17 protein-coding genes and 1 pseudogene are annotated in these 20,049 nt (G+C 42.3%); 7 read left to right on the forward strand and 11 right to left on the reverse strand.

Going from position 1 to position 20,049, the window contains the following annotated elements:
- Positions 1-225 precede the first annotated feature (225 nt).
- A complete protein-coding gene (locus tag FNW02_RS21695) occupies positions 226-882 on the forward strand; it encodes a DUF938 domain-containing protein (protein WP_191759575.1) in 657 nt (218 codons plus the stop codon).
- 757 nt (positions 883-1,639) lie between these two features.
- Here the strand turns inward: FNW02_RS21695 and FNW02_RS21700 are convergent.
- Complete coding sequence (locus FNW02_RS21700) at positions 1,640-2,362, reverse strand: response regulator transcription factor (protein WP_191759650.1); 723 nt, start codon at positions 2,360-2,362, stop codon at positions 1,640-1,642.
- Positions 2,363-2,751: 389 nt separating this feature from the next.
- On the opposite strand from FNW02_RS21700, the gene FNW02_RS21705 reads away from it, so the two are divergent.
- Complete coding sequence (locus tag FNW02_RS21705; protein ID WP_191759576.1) at positions 2,752-5,115, forward strand: NACHT domain-containing protein; 2,364 nt, start codon at positions 2,752-2,754, stop codon at positions 5,113-5,115.
- Positions 5,116-5,475: 360 nt separating this feature from the next.
- A pseudogene (locus FNW02_RS21710) lies at positions 5,476-5,919 on the forward strand (rhodanese-like domain-containing protein); the annotation flags it as partial.
- 565 nt (positions 5,920-6,484) lie between these two features.
- Here FNW02_RS21710 and FNW02_RS21715 read toward each other — a convergent pair.
- From FNW02_RS21715 to trpB, 6 genes are all read right to left on the reverse strand, one after another.
- Positions 6,485-7,114, reverse strand: coding sequence for a ribonuclease D (locus tag FNW02_RS21715; RefSeq protein ID WP_191759578.1), 630 nt, complete (start codon positions 7,112-7,114; stop codon positions 6,485-6,487).
- A 164-nt stretch (positions 7,115-7,278) separates the two neighbouring features.
- On the reverse strand, positions 7,279-7,851 hold the full coding sequence (locus FNW02_RS21720; protein WP_191759579.1) for a CAP domain-containing protein: 573 nt from the start codon (positions 7,849-7,851) through the stop codon (positions 7,279-7,281).
- Between the two features lie 310 nt (positions 7,852-8,161).
- Positions 8,162-8,692 (reverse strand): CAP domain-containing protein, encoded by a 531-nt coding sequence (locus FNW02_RS21725; RefSeq protein ID WP_191759580.1) that lies wholly within the window; start codon positions 8,690-8,692, stop codon positions 8,162-8,164.
- Between the two features lie 285 nt (positions 8,693-8,977).
- On the reverse strand, positions 8,978-9,256 hold the full coding sequence (locus FNW02_RS21730) for a hypothetical protein (protein ID WP_191759581.1): 279 nt from the start codon (positions 9,254-9,256) through the stop codon (positions 8,978-8,980).
- An 11-nt stretch (positions 9,257-9,267) separates the two neighbouring features.
- Entirely contained in the window at positions 9,268-10,425 is a 1,158-nt protein-coding gene (locus tag FNW02_RS21735; protein ID WP_191759582.1) for a class I SAM-dependent methyltransferase, read from the reverse strand.
- 31 nt (positions 10,426-10,456) lie between these two features.
- Complete coding sequence (trpB, locus tag FNW02_RS21740; RefSeq protein WP_191759583.1) at positions 10,457-11,698, reverse strand: tryptophan synthase subunit beta; 1,242 nt, start codon at positions 11,696-11,698, stop codon at positions 10,457-10,459.
- 424 nt (positions 11,699-12,122) lie between these two features.
- On the opposite strand from trpB, the gene FNW02_RS21745 reads away from it, so the two are divergent.
- Positions 12,123-12,470, forward strand: coding sequence for a translation initiation factor (locus tag FNW02_RS21745; protein WP_191759584.1), 348 nt, complete (start codon positions 12,123-12,125; stop codon positions 12,468-12,470).
- A 138-nt stretch (positions 12,471-12,608) separates the two neighbouring features.
- A complete protein-coding gene (locus FNW02_RS21750) occupies positions 12,609-12,767 on the forward strand; it encodes a YqaE/Pmp3 family membrane protein (RefSeq protein ID WP_162395482.1) in 159 nt (52 codons plus the stop codon).
- A gap of 314 nt (positions 12,768-13,081) precedes the next feature.
- On the opposite strand, the gene FNW02_RS21755 is transcribed toward FNW02_RS21750, so the two are convergent.
- Both FNW02_RS21755 and FNW02_RS21760 read right to left on the reverse strand, forming a co-directional pair.
- Entirely contained in the window at positions 13,082-13,405 is a 324-nt protein-coding gene (locus tag FNW02_RS21755) for a hypothetical protein (RefSeq protein ID WP_191759585.1), read from the reverse strand.
- A gap of 53 nt (positions 13,406-13,458) precedes the next feature.
- The gene (locus tag FNW02_RS21760; protein ID WP_191759586.1) at positions 13,459-13,908 is read right to left on the reverse strand and encodes a pyridoxamine 5'-phosphate oxidase family protein; all 450 of its coding nucleotides are present in this window, start codon (positions 13,906-13,908) and stop codon (positions 13,459-13,461) included.
- A 465-nt stretch (positions 13,909-14,373) separates the two neighbouring features.
- Between FNW02_RS21760 and FNW02_RS21765 the strand changes: the two genes are divergently transcribed.
- Both FNW02_RS21765 and FNW02_RS21770 read left to right on the forward strand, forming a co-directional pair.
- The gene (locus FNW02_RS21765; protein WP_191759587.1) at positions 14,374-14,553 is read left to right on the forward strand and encodes a high light inducible protein; all 180 of its coding nucleotides are present in this window, start codon (positions 14,374-14,376) and stop codon (positions 14,551-14,553) included.
- A 27-nt stretch (positions 14,554-14,580) separates the two neighbouring features.
- The gene (locus tag FNW02_RS21770) at positions 14,581-15,300 is read left to right on the forward strand and encodes a RibD family protein (protein WP_191759588.1); all 720 of its coding nucleotides are present in this window, start codon (positions 14,581-14,583) and stop codon (positions 15,298-15,300) included.
- A gap of 60 nt (positions 15,301-15,360) precedes the next feature.
- Here the strand turns inward: FNW02_RS21770 and FNW02_RS21775 are convergent, their stop codons facing one another.
- Positions 15,361-16,068, reverse strand: coding sequence for a Uma2 family endonuclease (locus FNW02_RS21775; RefSeq protein ID WP_191759589.1), 708 nt, complete (start codon positions 16,066-16,068; stop codon positions 15,361-15,363).
- A gap of 152 nt (positions 16,069-16,220) precedes the next feature.
- A complete protein-coding gene (gene nifJ / locus FNW02_RS21780; protein ID WP_191759590.1) occupies positions 16,221-19,880 on the reverse strand; it encodes a pyruvate:ferredoxin (flavodoxin) oxidoreductase in 3,660 nt (1,219 codons plus the stop codon).
- Between the last annotated feature and the right edge of the window lie 169 nt (positions 19,881-20,049).

The raw sequence follows: 20,049 nt of genomic DNA on the forward strand, positions 1-20,049 counted from the left end.
AATAGTTTATCTTGTTCCTCTTGAGTTAGGCTAACAGTATATTTAGCTGACATAACTTTTAAAAGTGTTTTCATACCATTATTTCACCTACAGAGCAACCTGTCAAAATAACTTTGGTGGACTACTAGATATTCGGCAAGCTATGGAAGATTAAGAACTAGGAATGTCTAGATCATGCTGAGCGATCGCAAATAGGATAAAAATTAGTATGTGCTTAAAAATGAAATGAAGACACCACAAGACGCACGACAATATGCACCAGCGACCCAGCGCAATCGCGAACCAATTCTAGAAGTACTTTTACAAGTATTGCCTGCGAGTGGCACTATCTTGGAAATAGCAAGTGGTACTGGCGAACACGCAGTATTTTTTGCTCCCAGGCTCAGCCCTCGAAAGTGGCTACCAACAGATGCAAATCCGCAATTACGAGCCAGTATTATTGCATGGACTGAAAACTTTCCGTGTGATAATCTTTATCCACCGCTTGAGCTTGATGTTATAGAGCCAGTCTGGGCCGTAGAAAAGGAGGCACTAACTGAGTGGCTTAGTGCTTCACCAATTGTCGCCATAGTCAACATCAATATGATTCATATTTCACCTTGGTCAGCCTGTCTAGGGCTAATGGCAGGGGCTAATCGTATTTTGTCACCAGGAGGTATCCTCTATTTATATGGGCCCTTCAAACAAGGTGGAGAGCATACAGCACCGAGTAATGCAGCTTTTGACGAATCTTTACGCGCCCAAAATCCAGAGTGGGGTGTGCGTAACTTCGATGATGTTGTGGCAGCAGCCAGTGCACAACATTTAACATTGCAGCATACTTACCAAATGCCAGCAAATAATCTTTCGGTAGTATTTCAACGTTCTACTAATTTAGATTAATTCCTGGAAATCGATGACATTTTTCTCCCGCAAGCGCTCTACTAACTGAGAGGTTGTGAATCAAACTAGCTCAAGTGGAACTGGTAAGTTGATGATTAGCTAGGTCGCCGCGATAAATTTGAGAATATCAAAAGTGTCTTGATGTTAAACGAAAAATCATATTGGTTGAGAAAACATTGGGTCAACTCAATCTCCTAGCCAAGCACAAAAGTTTTCACCAATTCTTCTAATAAATGTCCTGTTTTGCCTATGTAAGTGCTGTAGATGGGATTGAGAAGCTTTGGACATTAAGGAGTATTGTGTGAGTGTCGAAACCGAAGGTCGCGGCAGTGGTAGATTTGGTCTTACAAATTAAAGATAGTGATGGTGATATTACTTGCTGCTAAGCATTAGTTAGCAATTTTTATTTCAGCATGATTATGTTTTTTGGTAATGAGATGCTGCCATAATGTTGCTAAATTTTAAAGAAACAGTGGCAGTATACATGAATACAATTCTTTCAGTTTTGTCTACCTCTACATCTAAAAAGAATTGTAAATTACATAGGTACGGATGTTAGCTAATGAAAGGCTGTATTGATTGCAAAATCAAGTTGACACGTTACACTAGTACATCCGCACCTAAGAACTTAGTTCTAGTCAAACCTCAGTAAAAGTATTTAGATGCGTCATCTGTAATGCCTATTTATTAAGCGATAAAACTAATACTTACAGAGTTGAGTTAATGTTTTTATGAAGCATTCCTTATATCTGGAAAGTCAAACTTTGGTGTTTTCAGGTGGTTCAAACTTGTAACCATAGCCCCGGACTGTTTTAATAAACTCCGGTACGCTGGCATCGATTTCCATCTTCTTGCGAAGCTGACCAATATGCACATCAACTACTCTTCCATCTCCTACGTAGTCACAACCCCAGATTTTTTGAATTAGCTGTGGGCGACTCCAAGCTTGACCGGGATGGCTTGCTAAAAAGTGTAAGATATTAAATTCTAAGGCTGTTAAGGCAAGGGGTTTATCGTTAAGTGTTACCTCTCGACCTTCTGGGTTAATTGCTAGCTGTTTGAAAATTAGACGTTGTGTTGGAGAGGGATTGATATAGCGTATACGCCTCAAAAGTGCTTCTACCCTAACTTCAACCTCTGCAAGACTAAATGGTTTAGTCAGAAAATCATCTGCACCTGCGGCCAAGATTTTAATTTTATCAGCCTCATCAGTCCGGCTGGTCAGTATCATCACTAAAACATTAGTGCGACTCTGCATTTCCTGGCAGAGGCTATAGCCATTGGCATCTGGTAAATTCCAATCCAGAATTACTAGGGCTGGGTTAAATTGCTCAAACAATGAAAGGGCAGTCTTACCATCTGCTGCCGACTCTATTTGATATTTCCGACTGAGAAAACGATAAACGAGATTTCTGACGCCGAAGTCGTCATCGACGATCATAATCTTGGGATTGGGAGTAGTCGCGGGAGCCATAACCATAATGCAGCCTACTGTTGATTTGCCGATTCGCTGTTGCGGCAGCTTCGCTTTACGTGTTGCTGTTGAGAGTGTATTTACGCCCATTTCATCTGAGTATGAGCGGTGTAGTACTTGTGTACACCTAATTTTCCATGAAGTTTATGAAAACTTCAGCCATCATAATGCTTATACAATGTATGATTATTGTATAATTTTGGTATGTTTTTAGAATTAAGCAGTATAAACTTAACTCTACACACTTAAAAAAGCGTAAATAAACTAAATACCTTACTTTACTTTAACTAACGAGTGTGTGCTCTAGAAAGAGTCCATAAGTATTTACCTAAAGCGCATCAACGCGTAGTTAAGTTCTTAAGCATATATGATACTACAAGTTTCAGGCTGAGACTATGGCAAGCCAAGGACTGAGAGCATCACCAGAAGGTATCAGGGCAGCAAAAACAGCTTTAACAGACAAAACTTGGAGTCAGCACAAATTAGCAGCGGCTTTAGGTATTACACGCCAACCAGTTTCCAAATTTTTTGCAGGTGAATCAGTTTCTCGCACTTGTTTTGTGCAAATTTGTCAACAACTAGGATTATCTTGGCAACAAGTTGCAGGCTTACCTGAAGATGTAATATCGGAGGTAACTGCTAAAGTACAGTCCAACAAATTAGATATAGATGCATTGGTGTGGGAAGTTCGCCAAAAACGTCAAGGCAAAATTCAAGATCAGTGCGGTACTTTGCAAATGATAGATATTGCCCAGACAGTTCAACTGATGGACATTTACACCAATACCAATGTTTTAGAAAAAATAAACAGTCAGCAATGGCGAGAAATCTCTGATTTGTTGAAAGACTTTAGATGTGAATCGAACTTTAACCGACTGGGAGGATATAAACATCAGAAAAAATTAGCAGGCTTGGAAGCTGTATTGCGCCACTCAAAGCTAATGGTGTTAGGTAAACCAGGGTCGGGTAAAACTGTATTTTTACAATATCTAGCGATTGAGTGTAACAAAGGTAATTTTCAGCCAAATCACATAGTAATTTTTATCAGGGTAAAAGAATTTATTGAGGATACCAGAGGTGGCAACGAATTCAATTTATTTAACTATATCAGCCAAGAATTTCTCAGTTGTGATATTAAACAAGAATCAACTATAAATCTTCTTACTCAAGGTAAAATGCTGATTTTGCTAGATGGATTAGATGAAGTGCCATCAGAAAATGTAGATCGAATTATAGGGGAAATTCGCAGATGTGCTCAGACTTTTTACAAAAATCAGTTTGTTATTAGCTGTCGAATTGCTGCTCAAAAATATAAATTTCAAGGTTTTACCGAAGTTGAAGTAGCAGATTTTGATTACACTCAAGTAGAAGTTTATGCTAAAAACTGGTTTGTCGCAGTAGCTCTGAAATCTAAGGAAGATGGGGAAGCTTTAGGAAATTTATTTATTAATCAACTGAATCTACCAGAAAATCAGCATATTCGGGAATTGGCAGTCACACCAATACTGCTCCATTTAATTTGTCTAGTATTCCACGCGAAAGAGCAATTCCCATCTAATCCAACTAAACTATATGAGCAAGCACTAAATATTTTGCTGTTTAGATGGGATGATATCAGAGGCATTAAACGCGATCGCATAGCTCATAATTTAACTTTATCGAATAAGAAAAATTTGCTTTTCCAGCTTGCAGCCATCAATTTTGAGCAAGAAAATTATTTTTTTGAAAAAGAAACGCTTCAGCAAATAATTACTGAATTACACACAGTAAGAGAGATTAGTTTAGAGTTAACCCAATTTCAGATAGATAGTGAACCTCTACTAAAAACCATTGAGGCACAACATGGTTTATTAGTAGAAAGAGCACAAGGAATATACTCATTTTCCCATTTGACATTTCAAGAGTATTTTACTACTAAAAAAATTGTAGAAAGTTCTAACTTACAAACTTGGCACAATCTGGTTAATCATATTACTGAAAAGCGCTGGCACGATATATTTTTGTTAACTGTTAGTATGCTAACTAATGCTGATGAAATGTTACAGTTAATGAAGCAAAAGATTGATTTGCTATTGGCTGATGATGAGAAATTACAGTATTTTCTCACTTGGCTATATCAAAAATCCAGTTCTGTCTCGACTCATTACAAAGCAGTGGCCGTCCGTGCTTTTTACCTGGTTTGCGTTGAGCGAAGCTCTTATCATAGGCGTCGCGCTTTCGCTCACACTCCTGGTTATAACCTTGAGTACGCCCTTGTTGGTAATATAGCCTTTGACCCTGATCTTGCCCTTGATGAGTTTTTATCTAGTACTATTGCTTGCGTGAACGAGCTGGACTTTGCTTTTGAGCACACCCTCGACGATGCTCTTGTCTTAGATCATGTTCATGCTCTTACTATTGCCTTTAACGAAGCTGTTGACCTTGTTGTTGAGCCGGAATTGAAGCAAGCGCTGCAAAAACTCAAAAAACAACTACCTTATATAGATAGTGATCAAAATAAATTTGGTGATTGGTGGCAAGCTAAAGGTAAAAGCTGGGGTGAACAATTCAGAAAAATGCTGATTAAGTATCGCAATATTGGTCATAATTGGCAATTCAACGAACAGCAAAAAGAGTTGCTTCAGCAATATTACAATGCTAATAAATTGTTGGTAGATTGCCTAAATAGTGCTTCTTTTGTAACTCCAGTAGTGCGGCAAGAAATTGAGGAGACATTACTATTAGCGATCGCTGATATTGAGAATAGACTTCTTGCGTAAATGCTTATGTTGTCTCTGGCTATGAACAATAACATCTGGTGAGATTTTTACCCACGGAACTAAGGCGTAGCTTGATTAAGAGCGTCAGTACTCTCGACAATGATAAGTTTTATGGTAATCCAATCTTAACTAAATTATATTGATTTATAAAGCTTAAATATATTCAAATAGATTGATACAAAATATTAACTTTTTTGCAATGTAGAGTTATTGTATTTAAAACTAATTAATTAGTAAGAATCTTTAAAAAAACTCCGTCTATCTGAAGAGAGACTTTGAGAATATTCACACCAAAGAAAGAGCAATTAAGTTAGTCTTTTTCGTTAAATTACTTTTAATGTAATCAGCAAAGGATAATTTATGGATAACTTAGTAGGCGGGATCATTCCTCCACAACCACCAATAGATGCACAATCTGATGTTCATACCCTGAAGTCTCGTCTGGAATGGGGTGAACCAGCTTTTACAATACTGGATGTGCGCGATCGCATGACCTACAATCAGGGTCACATCATGGGATCAATGCCGATGCCTATAGATCAATTGGAAGAACGCGCAGTAGCATCTTTAGATAAAAGCCGTGATATCTACGTTTACGGTGCAAATGATGAACAAACTACCCAAGCCGCACAGATACTTCGTTCTGCTCAATTTGTACATGTATCTGAACTCAAAGGCGGTCTTGCTGCATGGAAGGCAATTGGTGGCCCAACAGAAGGTATTGTTGAATCCAGAACCCCCGCAGGCGAAGATGATTACAATGTAGTTGCTCGGATGCAGAATCACTTAGAAAATCAGCCAAAGGGAGGCGCTAGCGCCACTGAAAGCATTCAAAAAGGAGCCAGTAACCTCAAAGAAAATATTCAAGAGGGAGCTAGTAACTTGAAGGAAGGCATTCAAGAGGGAGCTGGTAACTTGAAGGAAGGCATTCAAAAAGGAATTAATGATATCAAAGAAGACATTAATGAGTCTGGAAATCGTTCTTAGGTAAAAATAACCCAGAACATTAATAAAGAGGCATAGCTTCTCGTGGCGAAGCCTTACGATTTTACCTACTGCATACAATCAATAATTTGTGTGCCTGGAATCAAGTGGGGTATGCTCTAATTCCTCACTTGATTCCTCCTCTTTCACCCCTAGCCTTTGGTTATAAGTGTTTAATAGAGTTCTTGCAAGAGTTAATTTTCGGAAAATTAAACCACAGATAAATATTGATAAACACCGATAAATTATTTATGTTTATCTGCCTTGAATAGTTTGCTACGGCAGGGAACCTGCCTATAGAACTTTTCTGTGTATTTATCTATGGTTCTAAATAGAAAACTAGGATTTTTGCAAGATATCTAATCTTGACTGTTGACTGGTTGATTTAATGTTCAAATAAATCTTTAAACTGTAATAAATCCAAAGAAACTATAGTCGGTAAAAAATTAAAGCATTCTTGAGCAATTTCCCAGCGTTCTTCTCGGTGGAGCATTTCTATTAACTTCTGCTGGACATTGAGTAAGTAGCGCACATCATTGGCGGCATAACTTAGTTGAGCTTCAGATAAATTGACGGCATTACCCCAATCAGAACTTTGAGCGCTTTTATCTAGTTCCACTTGTTCTAATTCTTGCACTACATCTTTAAGTCCGTGGCGATTAGTGTAAGTACGGGCTAATTTACTTGCAATCTTGGTGCAGAAGACTGGCTGAACCTGAATCCCTAGATTGTATCGTAAGGTGGCAAGGTCAAAACGAGCAAAGTGAAACACTTTCTGGATGTTAGCCGCTTCCAAAAGCTTTTTTAAATTTGGGGCGTTAGCTTGTCCTTTAGCTATGCGGACTACAGTCACTTTGCCTTCTGGGTTGCATAGCTGGACAAGACATAGACGATCGCGCAGTGGTAACAATCCCATTGTTTCTGTATCTACTGCGATCGCCACGGATTCTAAATATTGTCCAAGAGCTGCGTCACTAAGGTCGCGATCGCTCACCTGAAAATCTTGTAATGTCATGAATCACTCAATAATAAATGCAGTGCCCATCAGACAAAAGTCTTGTCAGACACTACATTATTATTGTGCAAAAATTAGAAATTAAATCTAGCTAATACCGCTATGCGGAATCCAGAATTTGGAATTACTACACAGCAAGCGTTTCATTAATTGGAATAGGTGGTTTATTTTTGCCGTACTATACCAGTGCGACCAGTGCGAATGAAAATTTGGGTAAGGTAAACTTCGCCTTGCTGATTCGCAGCAACACCAATCCCTGTGATATTGTAATTTCCTTTAAGATTCTTCAGATGTCCGGGGCTGTCAACCCAACCAGTCACAGCTTCAGCAGCAGGGTTGCTATATCCCTGGTTGAAAGCGACATTTTCAGCCGCACTATTGTAAATAAGAGGGATGGCTTTGACTCGCCGTTCAAATCCCTGATGGCTAAACGGAACTTTTCCATTGGCCATATTTTGACTATGAATCCTTGCCTGTTTAGTGATATTCGCATTTAAGGTCAACTTTGGTAGACCTTTAGCAGCTCGATATCGATTAATTTGGTCAAAAACTGATTTTTCTAGAGCAGTAGTTTTAAAAGTAGTTGTTGACAATGCAACTTGATTTGAAACAATTGACAATGGCTGATTATGAGTCGATTGGTTACTAGAAGTATGACCTGGTATAGGAGTGGTCGTTAATCCACTAGCAAGGACAAGCGTACTTAAAGCGATGCCAAAAGCAGTTTGTCGAAACATGAATAATTATGTAATGTTGTAGAGATGTAAGACTTATACTCTATCTTATTGTTCTGAAGATATATGCCAGGATACTGTTAAGAATTCAGGAACTTAGAAACTCTTTGCATATCCTTCATAGAAAATACAAATAATCGTTTCTGACTGTCAAATTTAGGATAGGTCATTTTCATGAGAGTAACTTTCGCTTTTGTTGAGAATCTAATATTTTCATGAATTACTAGAAAAATAATATAGTATCAATTAAACAAATGTTGTTGATACTACATTATTCATCATAAAATTTGAGAAAAACCTAAATTTTGCGAAACTAAACGCGAAGGAAAATTTGTGTTAGATAGATTCTGCCGTTGGGGCCTGTGGCTACACCAATCCCCGTTAGATTGTAATTTCCTTTGATGTTAGCGAGATGTCCTGGACTTTGGAGCCAGCCTTCAACGGCTTGCTTAGCTGGGTCATTATATCCCCGGTTGTAAGCGACATTTTCACCGGCAGATATATAGGGAATAGCAATTGCTTGAACTCGCTGCCTAAATCCGCTATGTCCAAATGAAACTCTACCGCTTGCCATATTTTGACTGTGAATCCTTGCTTGAGTGTCGCTAGCAGAATTACGTAACAGAAGTGGCAGCTTTTGGGAACCTCTGTAGTTATTAATTTGCTGAAAAATTGCTTTTTCTATAGCAGTGGTGTTGATGCTAGATTGGGCAATGATTTGACGATGATGACTTGATACATTTGAAGACTTCAGCGCAGAAGTTTGATTTGGTACAGAAATAGCGATCGCTCCACTGCTGAGAACAAGAGTTCCTAAAATGCTGTAGATTGTTGTTCGGATCATTTGCTCAAAGTAAATTTTGAGACTATCTAATCACACTCCTGTTCATAATCAAACACTTACAATTAGGTAGACGAATTAAATGCAAAACAAAATTTCTATCCTTCTTCAGTGATTTATTGCTCTGTGTAAGCTTTTAAAGGACTACACTATTTACTACTAGCTCTTGGTTAGTTAAGTTATTCTATTTAATACACCTCGTAAGAATAAGTTAAACAAATTCCAGCTAGGATGTATCTTGAGAGCTAATTCTCTAGCTGGAATGTGCAACTTATGTTCATCTAATGCTTAAAGGGTATCTAACGGCTCCTGTAACACGCGCAGTATCCGGGCTAGATATTCTGCCCGCCAATGTTCACGTTTCTTTGCTACCTCTTCGTCTGGCTCATAAGCGTCAATATCAGCAGCAGATAAAATACCCTTAGCTGCCAACAAACATTCGATAGTATCTAGCCGATCATGCAGCACGGATACTTCACTTGTTAAAGCCATTACGATCGCCAAGATCTGATCAATTTGTGGCTCATCTAAGTAAACGGGTCTTTTACCCTTGGCTGTCTTCGACATCCTAAATACCTCTACTTAGTTGCTGCAACCACAAACCAAGTGCCCCGACTGCCTGAATTACCATTTTGAGAATTGTTATTGGCTACTTTTGCTTTCCATGCGCCGTTAGGCACAAACTTCTCAAATACCTTATCTGCTGCAAAACCAGCTTTAGCAGCTAGCGCTACCAAGTCTAGATCGCGCACAGCACTCCAAAACGGTTCGTTATTGTTAACGGTTTCCCCATCATACATGAACTGGCTATAAGCATCCATGTGACGATACAAGGGTGCTTCAACATGAAGCATCATGCCGCCGGGAGCTAGAAGCCGATAACACTCTTGCATAACCTTACGGACAGCTGGGGGAGGAATTTCATGCAACAAAATGTGAGAAACCACTAAGTCAAATGATTCATCTGGGAAGTTAGTGTGTTCAGCATTTTGCTGTGAAAAGTGTACCTGCTTACCTAAGACTTCTGCTCGTGCATGGGCGTAACGTAGCATTGGTGCGCCGACATCTATGGCATAAACTTCTGCATCTGGGTAGGCATCTACGTAGGGTAATGTGCTATTGCCGATAGAACATCCCATGTCGAGCATTTTTTGAGGTCGAAAGTTGGGATATTCTGGCTGGAGGTAGTTTTGGACTATAGATAGCCCCATATCATCGTTCAGCGGCCCTAACCAACCGAGTCCATAAACATAAACTCCGCGATCGTAGGTTGCACCAGCAGCTACATCATTAGGTGTGAATTCACTGTGATATCCTCCCGGCATACAGTGAATGTCTACAGCTTTTTGATAAATGGGTATTTGAAAATTTGGGTCGAGTGTTAAAGTACCCAGTTCATCACCCTTATCTTTGGCACGCTCGATCAAGTCTGGTAAATGTCTGTCAACAGTTGCGTTGACGGATTCCCACAACATTTCCTGGTTTATTCGCTTTAGAGCATTCAACCAGCGGTAGTGAGGTTCGTGCTGCATTACCTCCCGAATTTCATAACGGTTTTGAGGAGGACGCTGATGTTCTTGTTCAAACTTAGGTTTGACTCGTTTTTCATAAACTACCTTATTGCCAGGAAGAAGATTCCTGAAAATGTGCATTCTCAGACTTTGGACAAAGTTTTGGCGTGCCAACTCGTCGTGAGTAGGTTGCGGTAGCATTGCATGTTGGAATTGTTGATCCATGTATGTTTCATCTCAGACATTTTACGTATATTTATGCATGATTCAAAAACTTTGCTACCGTTTGTACATCCTTGTCACCGCGTCCTGAGCAATTAATCACAATCCGAGGACTGCCAGTAAGTTGAGGACATAAAGTTTCTAGGTAGGCGATCGCATGAGCTGTTTCCAGCGCTGGGATAATTCCCTCCAGCCTAGACAATCGCTGGAATGCTGCCAAAGCATCTTCATCCGTCACACTATAATATTCAGCGCGACCAGTATCCTTCAAATAGCTATGTTCTGGCCCAACACCGGGATAATCTAATCCCGCACTAATTGAGTGTGCCTCAATTATTTGCCCATCTTCATCTTGCAGCAAATAACTCATTGCCCCGTGCAATACACCAATTTTTCCTTTTGTCAAGGTAGCTGCGTGTTTTTCAGTATTAACACCTTCTCCCGCTGCTTCAACCCCAATTAACCGGATAGAAGGCTCATTCAAAAACTCATAGAATAGTCCCATCGCATTAGAACCACCCCCCACACAAGCCATCAAAATATCGGGCAACATACCCCACTTTTCGATTGCTTGAGCGCGAGTTTCTTGCCCAATCACCGCATGGAAATCTCGTACCATCATCGGGTAAGGATGCGGCCCTGCGACTGAACCCAGAATGTAGTGAGTTGTTTCTACATTCGTTACCCAATCTCGAATCGCTTCAGAAGTTGCATCCTTAAGCGTGCCTGTTCCCGCAGCCACGGGACATACCTCTGCACCCATCAGCCGCATTCTAAATACATTTAGGGCTTGGCGTTCCATATCGTGAACGCCCATGTAAATTACGCATTCCAGCCCAAAACGAGCGCAAACAGTTGCGGTTGCTACTCCATGTTGTCCAGCACCCGTTTCCGCAATAATCCGTTGTTTGCCCATGCGCTTCGCCAATAACACCTGACCGAGGGCATTGTTGATTTTGTGAGCGCCTGTGTGATTCAAATCTTCACGCTTCAAATAGATTTGTGGCCCCGTGCCATCAGGTTGAGCATAATGACTGGTAAGACGTTCAGCGAAATACAACGGCGTCGCACGTCCCACGTAGTCCCGCAACAACTGTTGTAATTCTGCTTGAAAACTAGGGTCATTGCGATATTGCTGATAAGCTGTTTCTAGTTCAGCAAGAGCAGGCATTAGGGTTTCTGGAACGTACTTACCGCCAAAGCGTCCAAAACGTCCTTGTATATCGGGAACCTGGGCAGTTGATGGGGAACTGGGAGATAGGGGAGTGGTAGTCACAGGCTGATTTAAATCACAGGAATGACTTAATTATTATAGGAAAGTCTGAACCATATAGGATACGATGTCTTACTGATGAAACGGTTTTGAGTCCTGAGAAATAATTCTTGTAAAAGGGATTAGGGACTGGGGACTGGGGAACTCGGGGCCCCCTCTGGGGATAAGGGGCAATGGGGACTGGGGATTGGGGATTGGGGAAGCTAAGGAGTAGAGGGGCAGGGGGAGATGAAGGAGATAAGGGAAAATTTTTGACTATTGAATATTGATTCCTCTGCTGAGGCGAACCGTATTGCTTGATTTCCAGGATTGGGTAACTTTTCAATCCACTGCGATGGGTCTGTAATGTTAGCCTAGAAATTGATTTTCCAGCAGAATGGTTACATAGCGGTTTCCACTACCTCTGATTTTTTCTTAATAAAGATTTATGTCTTCTTCCAATTCCAAATCTTCCGACAAAAGCTTTGTCTACCGCGAATTTGGCAACGAGAACTCCGCCGCTACAGAAAGACCAATTCCAGAGTTACCCCCGCAACAACAAAATCTCAAAGTGCAAGCCTCCCGCAAAGGACGCAAAGGCAAAACTGTCACTGTAATTAGCGGTTTTCAAGCTAAACCAGAAACCTTGGCAGATTTGGTGAAACAGTTGAAAACTCAGTGCGGCACAGGTGGTACGGTCAAAGATAACGAAATTGAAATTCAGGGCGATCACAAGCAGAAAATTGTTGAGATTTTGACCAAACTTGGTTACAAGTCCAAAATTAGCGGTGGTTAATCAGTATGGTTTACCGCATCTTGGCGGTAATATTTATCGAGAAGGGCAATGTTATCTTTGAAAGGTACAAATATGCTGAAACAGTGATAAATCACTTCGGCAAAAAGCTGTTCTTTTTGAGATTAATAGGAGGTTCAAATGGATCTAGTTCGTCTTCTGTGTGCCATTTTCCTACCACCTCTGGGAGTATTTTTGCAAGTAGGTTTAGGTAAAGATTTTTGGATTAATATACTTTTGACGCTTTTGGGCTATATTCCGGGAATTGTTCATGCAGTGTGGGTAATTGCTAGGAAATAATCCTTAACATGGGTAGCGATTGTTTTGAAGGTTAAGAGGAATGGGGAAATTTATTGAACTTCAAGACAATTGCTACAAAAGCTCGATAATGTTTTGTAACAGAAATATCATACGAAAAAAGTCTTAATAATGTCCGCTATGAGGTAAATACCTCGAAAAAATCCTCGATAATAGCCCAATTCAGGCATTATCCAGAAAAAATTCCATATAAGCTAAGTTGTTATGCCGCTCCCGTTACAGGTTAGGGCGGTAGTCTGAAAGCTATCCATTAGTATTGAATCGAAAACCGTCTTTCTTTGATGGTCGCAAATCCATTAGTTTATTGTCCAGCGTAGGATCGCACAAACCATAGTTTGATCGGTGTTGGATTGGTTCGCCCACTGCTGCAACAGGCTTTCCGGGAGCGTTCTGACCATTTCCACCATGACTCCTGCTACATCATTTTCAGAAAATTGCTGAGGAATTTTTGCTTCGAGTTCTGGAGAACGCAGACAATTAAGAAATCCTCGAATTAATACCGGAGCGGTTCCCGCAATCGCCGTGAAAATTAACGCCTCATTCTCGGATAAAGACCTCGCTCGAAACGGCTCTAATTTCCCCCAACCAAGATACTCACACTGCAATAAGTTGCCCACCATGCTCATTGAACTCCTTAAACTGGGTTGGGACTGAGACTGCGGCGACGATCAATTTACTTGCTACTCACTCCAGTAGTTGTCCGTCCACTCATCTCGCTGGAATGAATGCGGAAGATGGCAATCACCTCCGTGCGCCCCCAACTATCGACCCAGGTACGATTAATTGCAGGCGAAAGCGTTGGATTCCGTTCTTTAATAAAGTGCATAGCTCGATCAATGTCTGGCTGCGTGGTGATGCGCTCAACTCGACCTGTTACTATCACACTCCGCCAGTGTGCTGGGTCATGCACTTCTTCAATCTGGAGGCAAACTTCTGGATTTTCGTCCATCGCTTGCGTCTTCATGCCTTCGGTGGTGAAAAGGTAAATGTCTGAGCCTTCGAGATAGTAGTGCATCGGCACAACGTAGGGATGTCCTTTGAAGACACAACCAAGGTGTCCGTGTCCCACTTCTTTTAAAAGCTCTTGTATTTCCTTCAAACTCATTTCATCGATATCTAACATCACCATTCTCCTTTCAAAAAGAATTTCTACCTTAAATCTGAACCGCGTTTTACCTGCTGAACAAAAGGTTATAGGGTCAGCACCGAACGACTGACGCTTCCTAAAGCCAAAGTAGTTTTGTATATGTAGCTAAGGAAACACCGTTTGAAAAACTATGGTTGCAGTATATTCATACAGAACTCTGGACAGTTTTTACCTGAGTCATTAGACACAAAAACGAACAATCTCGTGCTTATTTTTCAGCGCCCTATCACCCACTTTGACTAAATCCCAACACAAAGTCCAGTATTCATGCAACGCCCAAGCAGGTGAATGGGATTTTGACGCGATCGCCACAGCTTACTGATTTTGAGATACCCTGGCAAACTATACGGGTGGATTTCACTACTATATTTTCTTAATTATCTGTTGCACTATGTTACCTACAGTCGCAACTTAGACAACGCAATATACAGGAGCTTTTACATGTCAAGTTTCAAGAAAACTACCTCTACTCCTTCACAAGACCCCAATGCTTTGCCTCTTGGATTCACTCCTCAAAGTGAAAATTGGAACGGTCGCTTAGCAATGATTGGTTTTTTATCTGTTGTCTTAATTGAAGCTTTTACTGGTCAAGGCTTCCTTCATTTTTGGGGCATCCTGTAAATTGTTGCTTGTAAAGTTAATGTAGCCATGACAGCTATCCAAACAACCGTGGTTCTTGCTATGACGGCTGATGGAAAAATTAGTGCTGTAGATCCTAGAGCACCACGCGATTCTGATCCAGCCGATCAAGCACACTTAGAATATCAAGTATCCCTTGCTGATCTAATTCTGGTGGGAGCGGGAACAATTCGAGCTGAGGGGACAACCTTTACAATTCGCAATCCTGAACTGTTAGCAGCGCGTCAGGTTCGTGGACAGTCTCCTCAGCCTATTACTTGTGTGGTATCGCGATCGCTTAATCTCTCACCAGATATCCTTTTTTTTCGCCAAGATGTTGAGCGATGGATATTTACAACACGCACTGGTTTAGAGCGCAGTTCTGATGCAGCGACTCTGCAAAAGCAGGCTGACGTAATTGACTTGGGGGATACAGACTTAGACTGGGATAAAGCTTACACCTTAATGGCAGAGCGGGGTATTCGCAAAGTTGTGGCTTTGGGAGGTGGCTCTTTGATAGCTGCTTTGGTGGAGGCGGAACGAATTGATGATTGGTGGTTGACTATTTGGCCGGTTATTTATGGGGGACAGCGTGCGCCTAGCCCGGTAGAGGGAGAGGGTTTTACTCCTAGTGCTGCTCCTCAACTCGAACTCGTGGAAACTCGCCAGATGGGAAGCGAGTTGTTTTTGCACTATCGCACACTCAAAAATTTGTCTGATTCACCACAGAGGAAGGTTTATTCGGAGTAATAACGATAGTTTTGGGTTTGTTGGCTTAGTGTCCTAAGCTCAATGGAGGCGATCGCCTGCCTATTTCTTCCCTAATTGCTCTACAAACTCCTCATGTTCAGCTGAATTTAATCCCAACTGCAACACCTCTAACACCCGCACCATCTGATTGTTTAGCAGTGCTTCCACAGCTAACCACAACCCTGGAAACACTTGAGAGCGAATGATGCCATCTGCACCAGGAGATAGCAATTGATAGTCGCCATCGATGAGGTAGAACCATTCAATTTGATTCTCGTAAGATTGCCAGATGACGTACTCCAACACCCCGTTACGGCGATAAACCTGCTTTTTGCTGCCCCGATCAATCGCGGCACTACTGGCGGCAATTTCCACAATTAACTCAGGCGATCCTTCAATATAACCATCGCTGCTCAATTGAGTTTGTCCACCCACAGCAGATTCAATAAACAGCACCGCGTCCGGCTGGGGTTCGTTATCTAAATCTAGTCTGACTGTCGGGGCATCACTCAAGTCAACACCGGGAGTCATTGCTTGGTAGACTCCTAACCAAGTCATAACTCGACTGTGAGGTTTGCCATGCTGTTCATGCCTTAAGGGAGATGCCACGTAAACGATTCCTTCAATCAGTTCCGCTTTTTTGATATGGGGAGCAGCTGCATAACGCCGCTCAAATTCAGGACGAGTCAGGCGATCGCCACTTTCAAGCGGAGGCAGATGTTTCTGGGGCGAATTGGATTGTGTTTGGGGTGAGTACTCTCTAACCATTTGCCAATCCTCACGGTTGCCGAATAATTCTCACTGTAGCAAACCCTTGGATGTGGGCAGGGGAAGCAGGGGGCAGGGGAAGCAGGGGGCAGGGGAAGCAGGGGGAGAATAAATACTGACTTTTGTACAGACGCGATTAATCGCGTCTCTACTCAGCACTGGGATGGTTTACGCTCTGCTAAATATTGATACATTTGCCAACGAGCGTTTACTTCAGTTTGCGCCAGTTCTAACAAATGCTGGGCATGGTCGGGTTTGCTTTTGGTGAGCATCTTGAAGCGGTTTTCTTGGTACATTGATTTCTCTACCGACTGCGTGGGCGATCGCATATCCAATTGCAAGGGATTTTTACCCTGTTTTTGCAACTCAGGATTATGACGATACAGCAACCACCGACCTGATTCTACCAGTGATTTCTGATGCTCCATCGCTGTGGTCATGTTGATGCCGTGAGCAATGCAATGGCTGTAAGCAATGATTAAGGACGGGCCATCGTAAGCCTCTGCTTCTAAAAACGCCTTTAGGGTATGTTCATCCCTAGCACCAAGGGCTACACTCGCTACGTAGACGTTACCGTAGGTCATAGCAATTAAGCCTAAGTCTTTTTTGGGCGCAGGCTTGCCACTGGCGGCATATTTAGCAACTGCTGCTCGTGGGGTAGCTTTGGAAGATTGACCGCCTGTGTTGGAATATACTTCTGTATCCATCACTAAGATATTTACATTGCGACTACTGGCCAGCACATGATCGATACCACCAAAGTCAATGTCATAAGCCCAACCGTCACCGCCGACAATCCAGACGCTTTTCTTTACTAAGTAGTCAGCTATCGATTTGAGATTTTGAATTTTAGATTGTAGATTGGGATTTAGAGTCACAACTTTGTTTAACCTCTGCTGCAACAGCGCGACTCTTTCCCGTTGTTCCCAGATGTCAGCCTCAGATTTTTGTTCAGCGTTGAGGATGGAATATACAAGCTTCTCATCTATTTCACCGCTCAATTGTTGCAGCAGTTCTGCTGCAAATTCAGCTTGTTTATCTAAGGAGAGGCGGAAGCCAAAACCGAATTCGGCATTATCTTCAAATAAGTTATTTGACCACGCCGGGCCGCGTCCTTCGGCGTTTGTCGTCCAAGGTGTGGTGGGGAGGTTCCCACCGTAGATTGAGGAACAACCTGTAGCGTTGGCAATTACGGAGCGATCGCCAAATAATTGTGTCAATAATTTTAAATAAGGTGTCTCACCACAACCCGCACAAGCACCAGAGAATTCAAACAAAGGTTCTTGAAGTTGTTGTTGGCGAATCTGATTCAGTTTCAACTGTCGTCGGTCAGGATTGGGCAAACTTAAGAAGAAGTCCCAGTTTTTCCGCTCTTGCTCCCGCAAAGGTAATTGCTGTGCCATGTTAATCGCCTTACGCATTGGCTCAGCTTTATTTTTGGCAGGGCAAATATTTACACAAATAGTGCAGCCTGTGCAGTCTTCTGGGGCAACCTGAATGGTAAATTTTTGGTTGGCAAAGTCCTTATCTTTTGCACCAGTTGACTTAAAGGTTGGTGGTGCATTGACTAACTCACTTGCTTGATAAGCCTTAGCGCGGATAGCACTATGGGGGCAAACCATAACACACTTGCCACATTGAACGCAGACATCTGCATCCCACACAGGTATTTCTTCCGCCACATTGCGTTTTTCCCATTTGGCCGTACCACTAGGAAAGATGCCATCTACAGGTAAGGTACTCACAGGTAAATCATCGCCTTCCCAAGACATGATTTTACCTAAGACATCCCGGACAAATTCTGGAGCGCTGAGGGGAAAGGGATTGATAGTTGTAGATTGTTGATTATTGATGGTTTTTGGTATGTCTACCTTATCCAAGTTAGCAAGGGTGTTATCAACAGCTTGCAGATTCATACGGACAACTTCTGCGCCTTTTTTGCCGTAAGTCTTGTCAATCGCTTGTTTGATTTTGGCGATCGCCTCTTCCTGTGGCAAAACACCAGCTAAAGCGAAGAAGCATACTTGCATAATGGTATTAATTCTTCCACCCATGCCACTTTCGCGGGCAACCTGGCTAGCATTGATAACATATAACTTCAGATGTTTATCAATAATTTGTTGCTGCACTTTTAGCGGCAGATTTTCCCAGACATTATCTGCATTGTATGGACTGTTAAGCAGCAAAGTTGCTCCAGTCACGGCAGTTTTAAGAATATCTATGCGTTCCAGAAAACCCCAATGATGGCAACCAATAAAGTTGGCTTTGTCAATTAGATAAGTGGAGCGAATTGGCTCAGGCCCGAAGCGTAGGTGAGAAACTGTCATTGAGCCAGATTTCTTAGAGTCGTAGACAAAATAACCTTGGGCGTAGTTATCAGTTTCTTCCCCAATAATCTTAATCGAGTTTTTGTTAGCACCAACTGTACCATCAGAACCTAATCCGTAGAACATTGCCCGAACAACGTTATCTGGTTCAGTAGAAAAGTTAGAGTCAAAGCTCAAGGAAGTATGACTAACATCGTCATTAATACCAATAGTAAAGTGGTTTTTCGGCTGCGCTTGGGTAAGACTGTCAAAGACGCCCTTTACCATTGCCGGCGTAAATTCTTTGGAAGAAAGCCCATAACGACCACCAATGATTTTAGGAGTGCTGAGTAAGGAGTTAAGAGTTAGGAATTCTCCCCCTGCTCCCCCTACCTCCCCTACCTCCCCTGCTCCCCCTACCTCCCCTGCTCCCCCTGCCCTCGTCTCCCCCCACGCCTCATGAACAGCAGCCACCACATCTAAATACAATGGCTCCCCGGCGCTACCTGGTTCTTTGGTGCGGTCAAGAACAGCGATCGCTTTTACACTAGTTGGCAAAGCTGCAACAAACCTTTGGACATCAAAGGGGCGATAAAGTCGCACTTTCACTACACCAACTTTTTCACCACGGGCGTTGAGATAATCGACGGTTTCGTGTACTGTTTCACAACCTGAACCCATGATGACGATGACGCGATCGGCATCGTCTGCCCCGTAGTATTCATAGATTTGGTAATATCTTCCCGTGCAATCGCCAAATTGATCCATGATCCGCTGGACGATTTCGGTACAGGCGTTGTAGTAAGGGTTAGCGCCTTCACGGCCTTGAAAATAAACATCAGGATTTTGGGCTGTACCCCGCAAAGTTGGCCGGTCTGGGGTCAGGCTGCGATCGCGGTGGGCGAGTACTAGCTGATCAGGAATTAGCGATCGCAAGTCGCTATCTGAGAGCAATTTGACTTTTTGAACTTCATGTGAAGTTCGGAAGCCATCAAAGAAGTGCATAAACGGCACTCGCGTCTCTAAGGTGACTGCATGGGCAATCAGGGCAAAGTCTTGACTTTCCTGCACTGAGGCAGAACACAGCAAAGCAAAACCAGTAGCACGGGCTGCCATCACATCGCTGTGATCACCAAAAATTGATAAAGCATGGGTAGCCAGTGAGCGGGCTGCAACATGAACCACAGCACTGGTAAGTTCGCCAGCAATTTTGTAGAAGTTGGGTATCATCAACAATAACCCCTGAGATGCCGTGAAGGTAGTACTCAGGGAACCCGTTTGCAATGCTCCATGCACTGCACCAGCGGCTCCACCCTCGCTCTGCATTTGCACAACACTGGGAATAGTACCCCAGAGATTGGGACGACCTTCAGCTGACCAAGCATCTGCCCATTCACCCATCGCTGAAGAGGGGGTGATCGGATAAATGGCAATTACCTCATTTAATTTGTAAGCAACACGGGCAACAGCTTCATTCCCGTCGATAGTTGCAAAGGTTTTGTTCATGATTTTCTTCCTGTCTCACCTTATAGCGTAGGCGTAGCCCAACCTAGGCATCGCTTGGTTTTCTCAACTGAATAAAGAGAACCTGTGAAAAGCAGCATTAGAAATAGCCAGAGCCAGGAAGTCAGTGTATTACACCTTCGAGATTAGAATTTAAAATTTAATATTTAAA

Source organism: Komarekiella delphini-convector SJRDD-AB1 (assembly GCF_014831675.1).
In the GTDB taxonomy this organism is placed as follows: domain Bacteria; phylum Cyanobacteriota; class Cyanobacteriia; order Cyanobacteriales; family Nostocaceae; genus Komarekiella.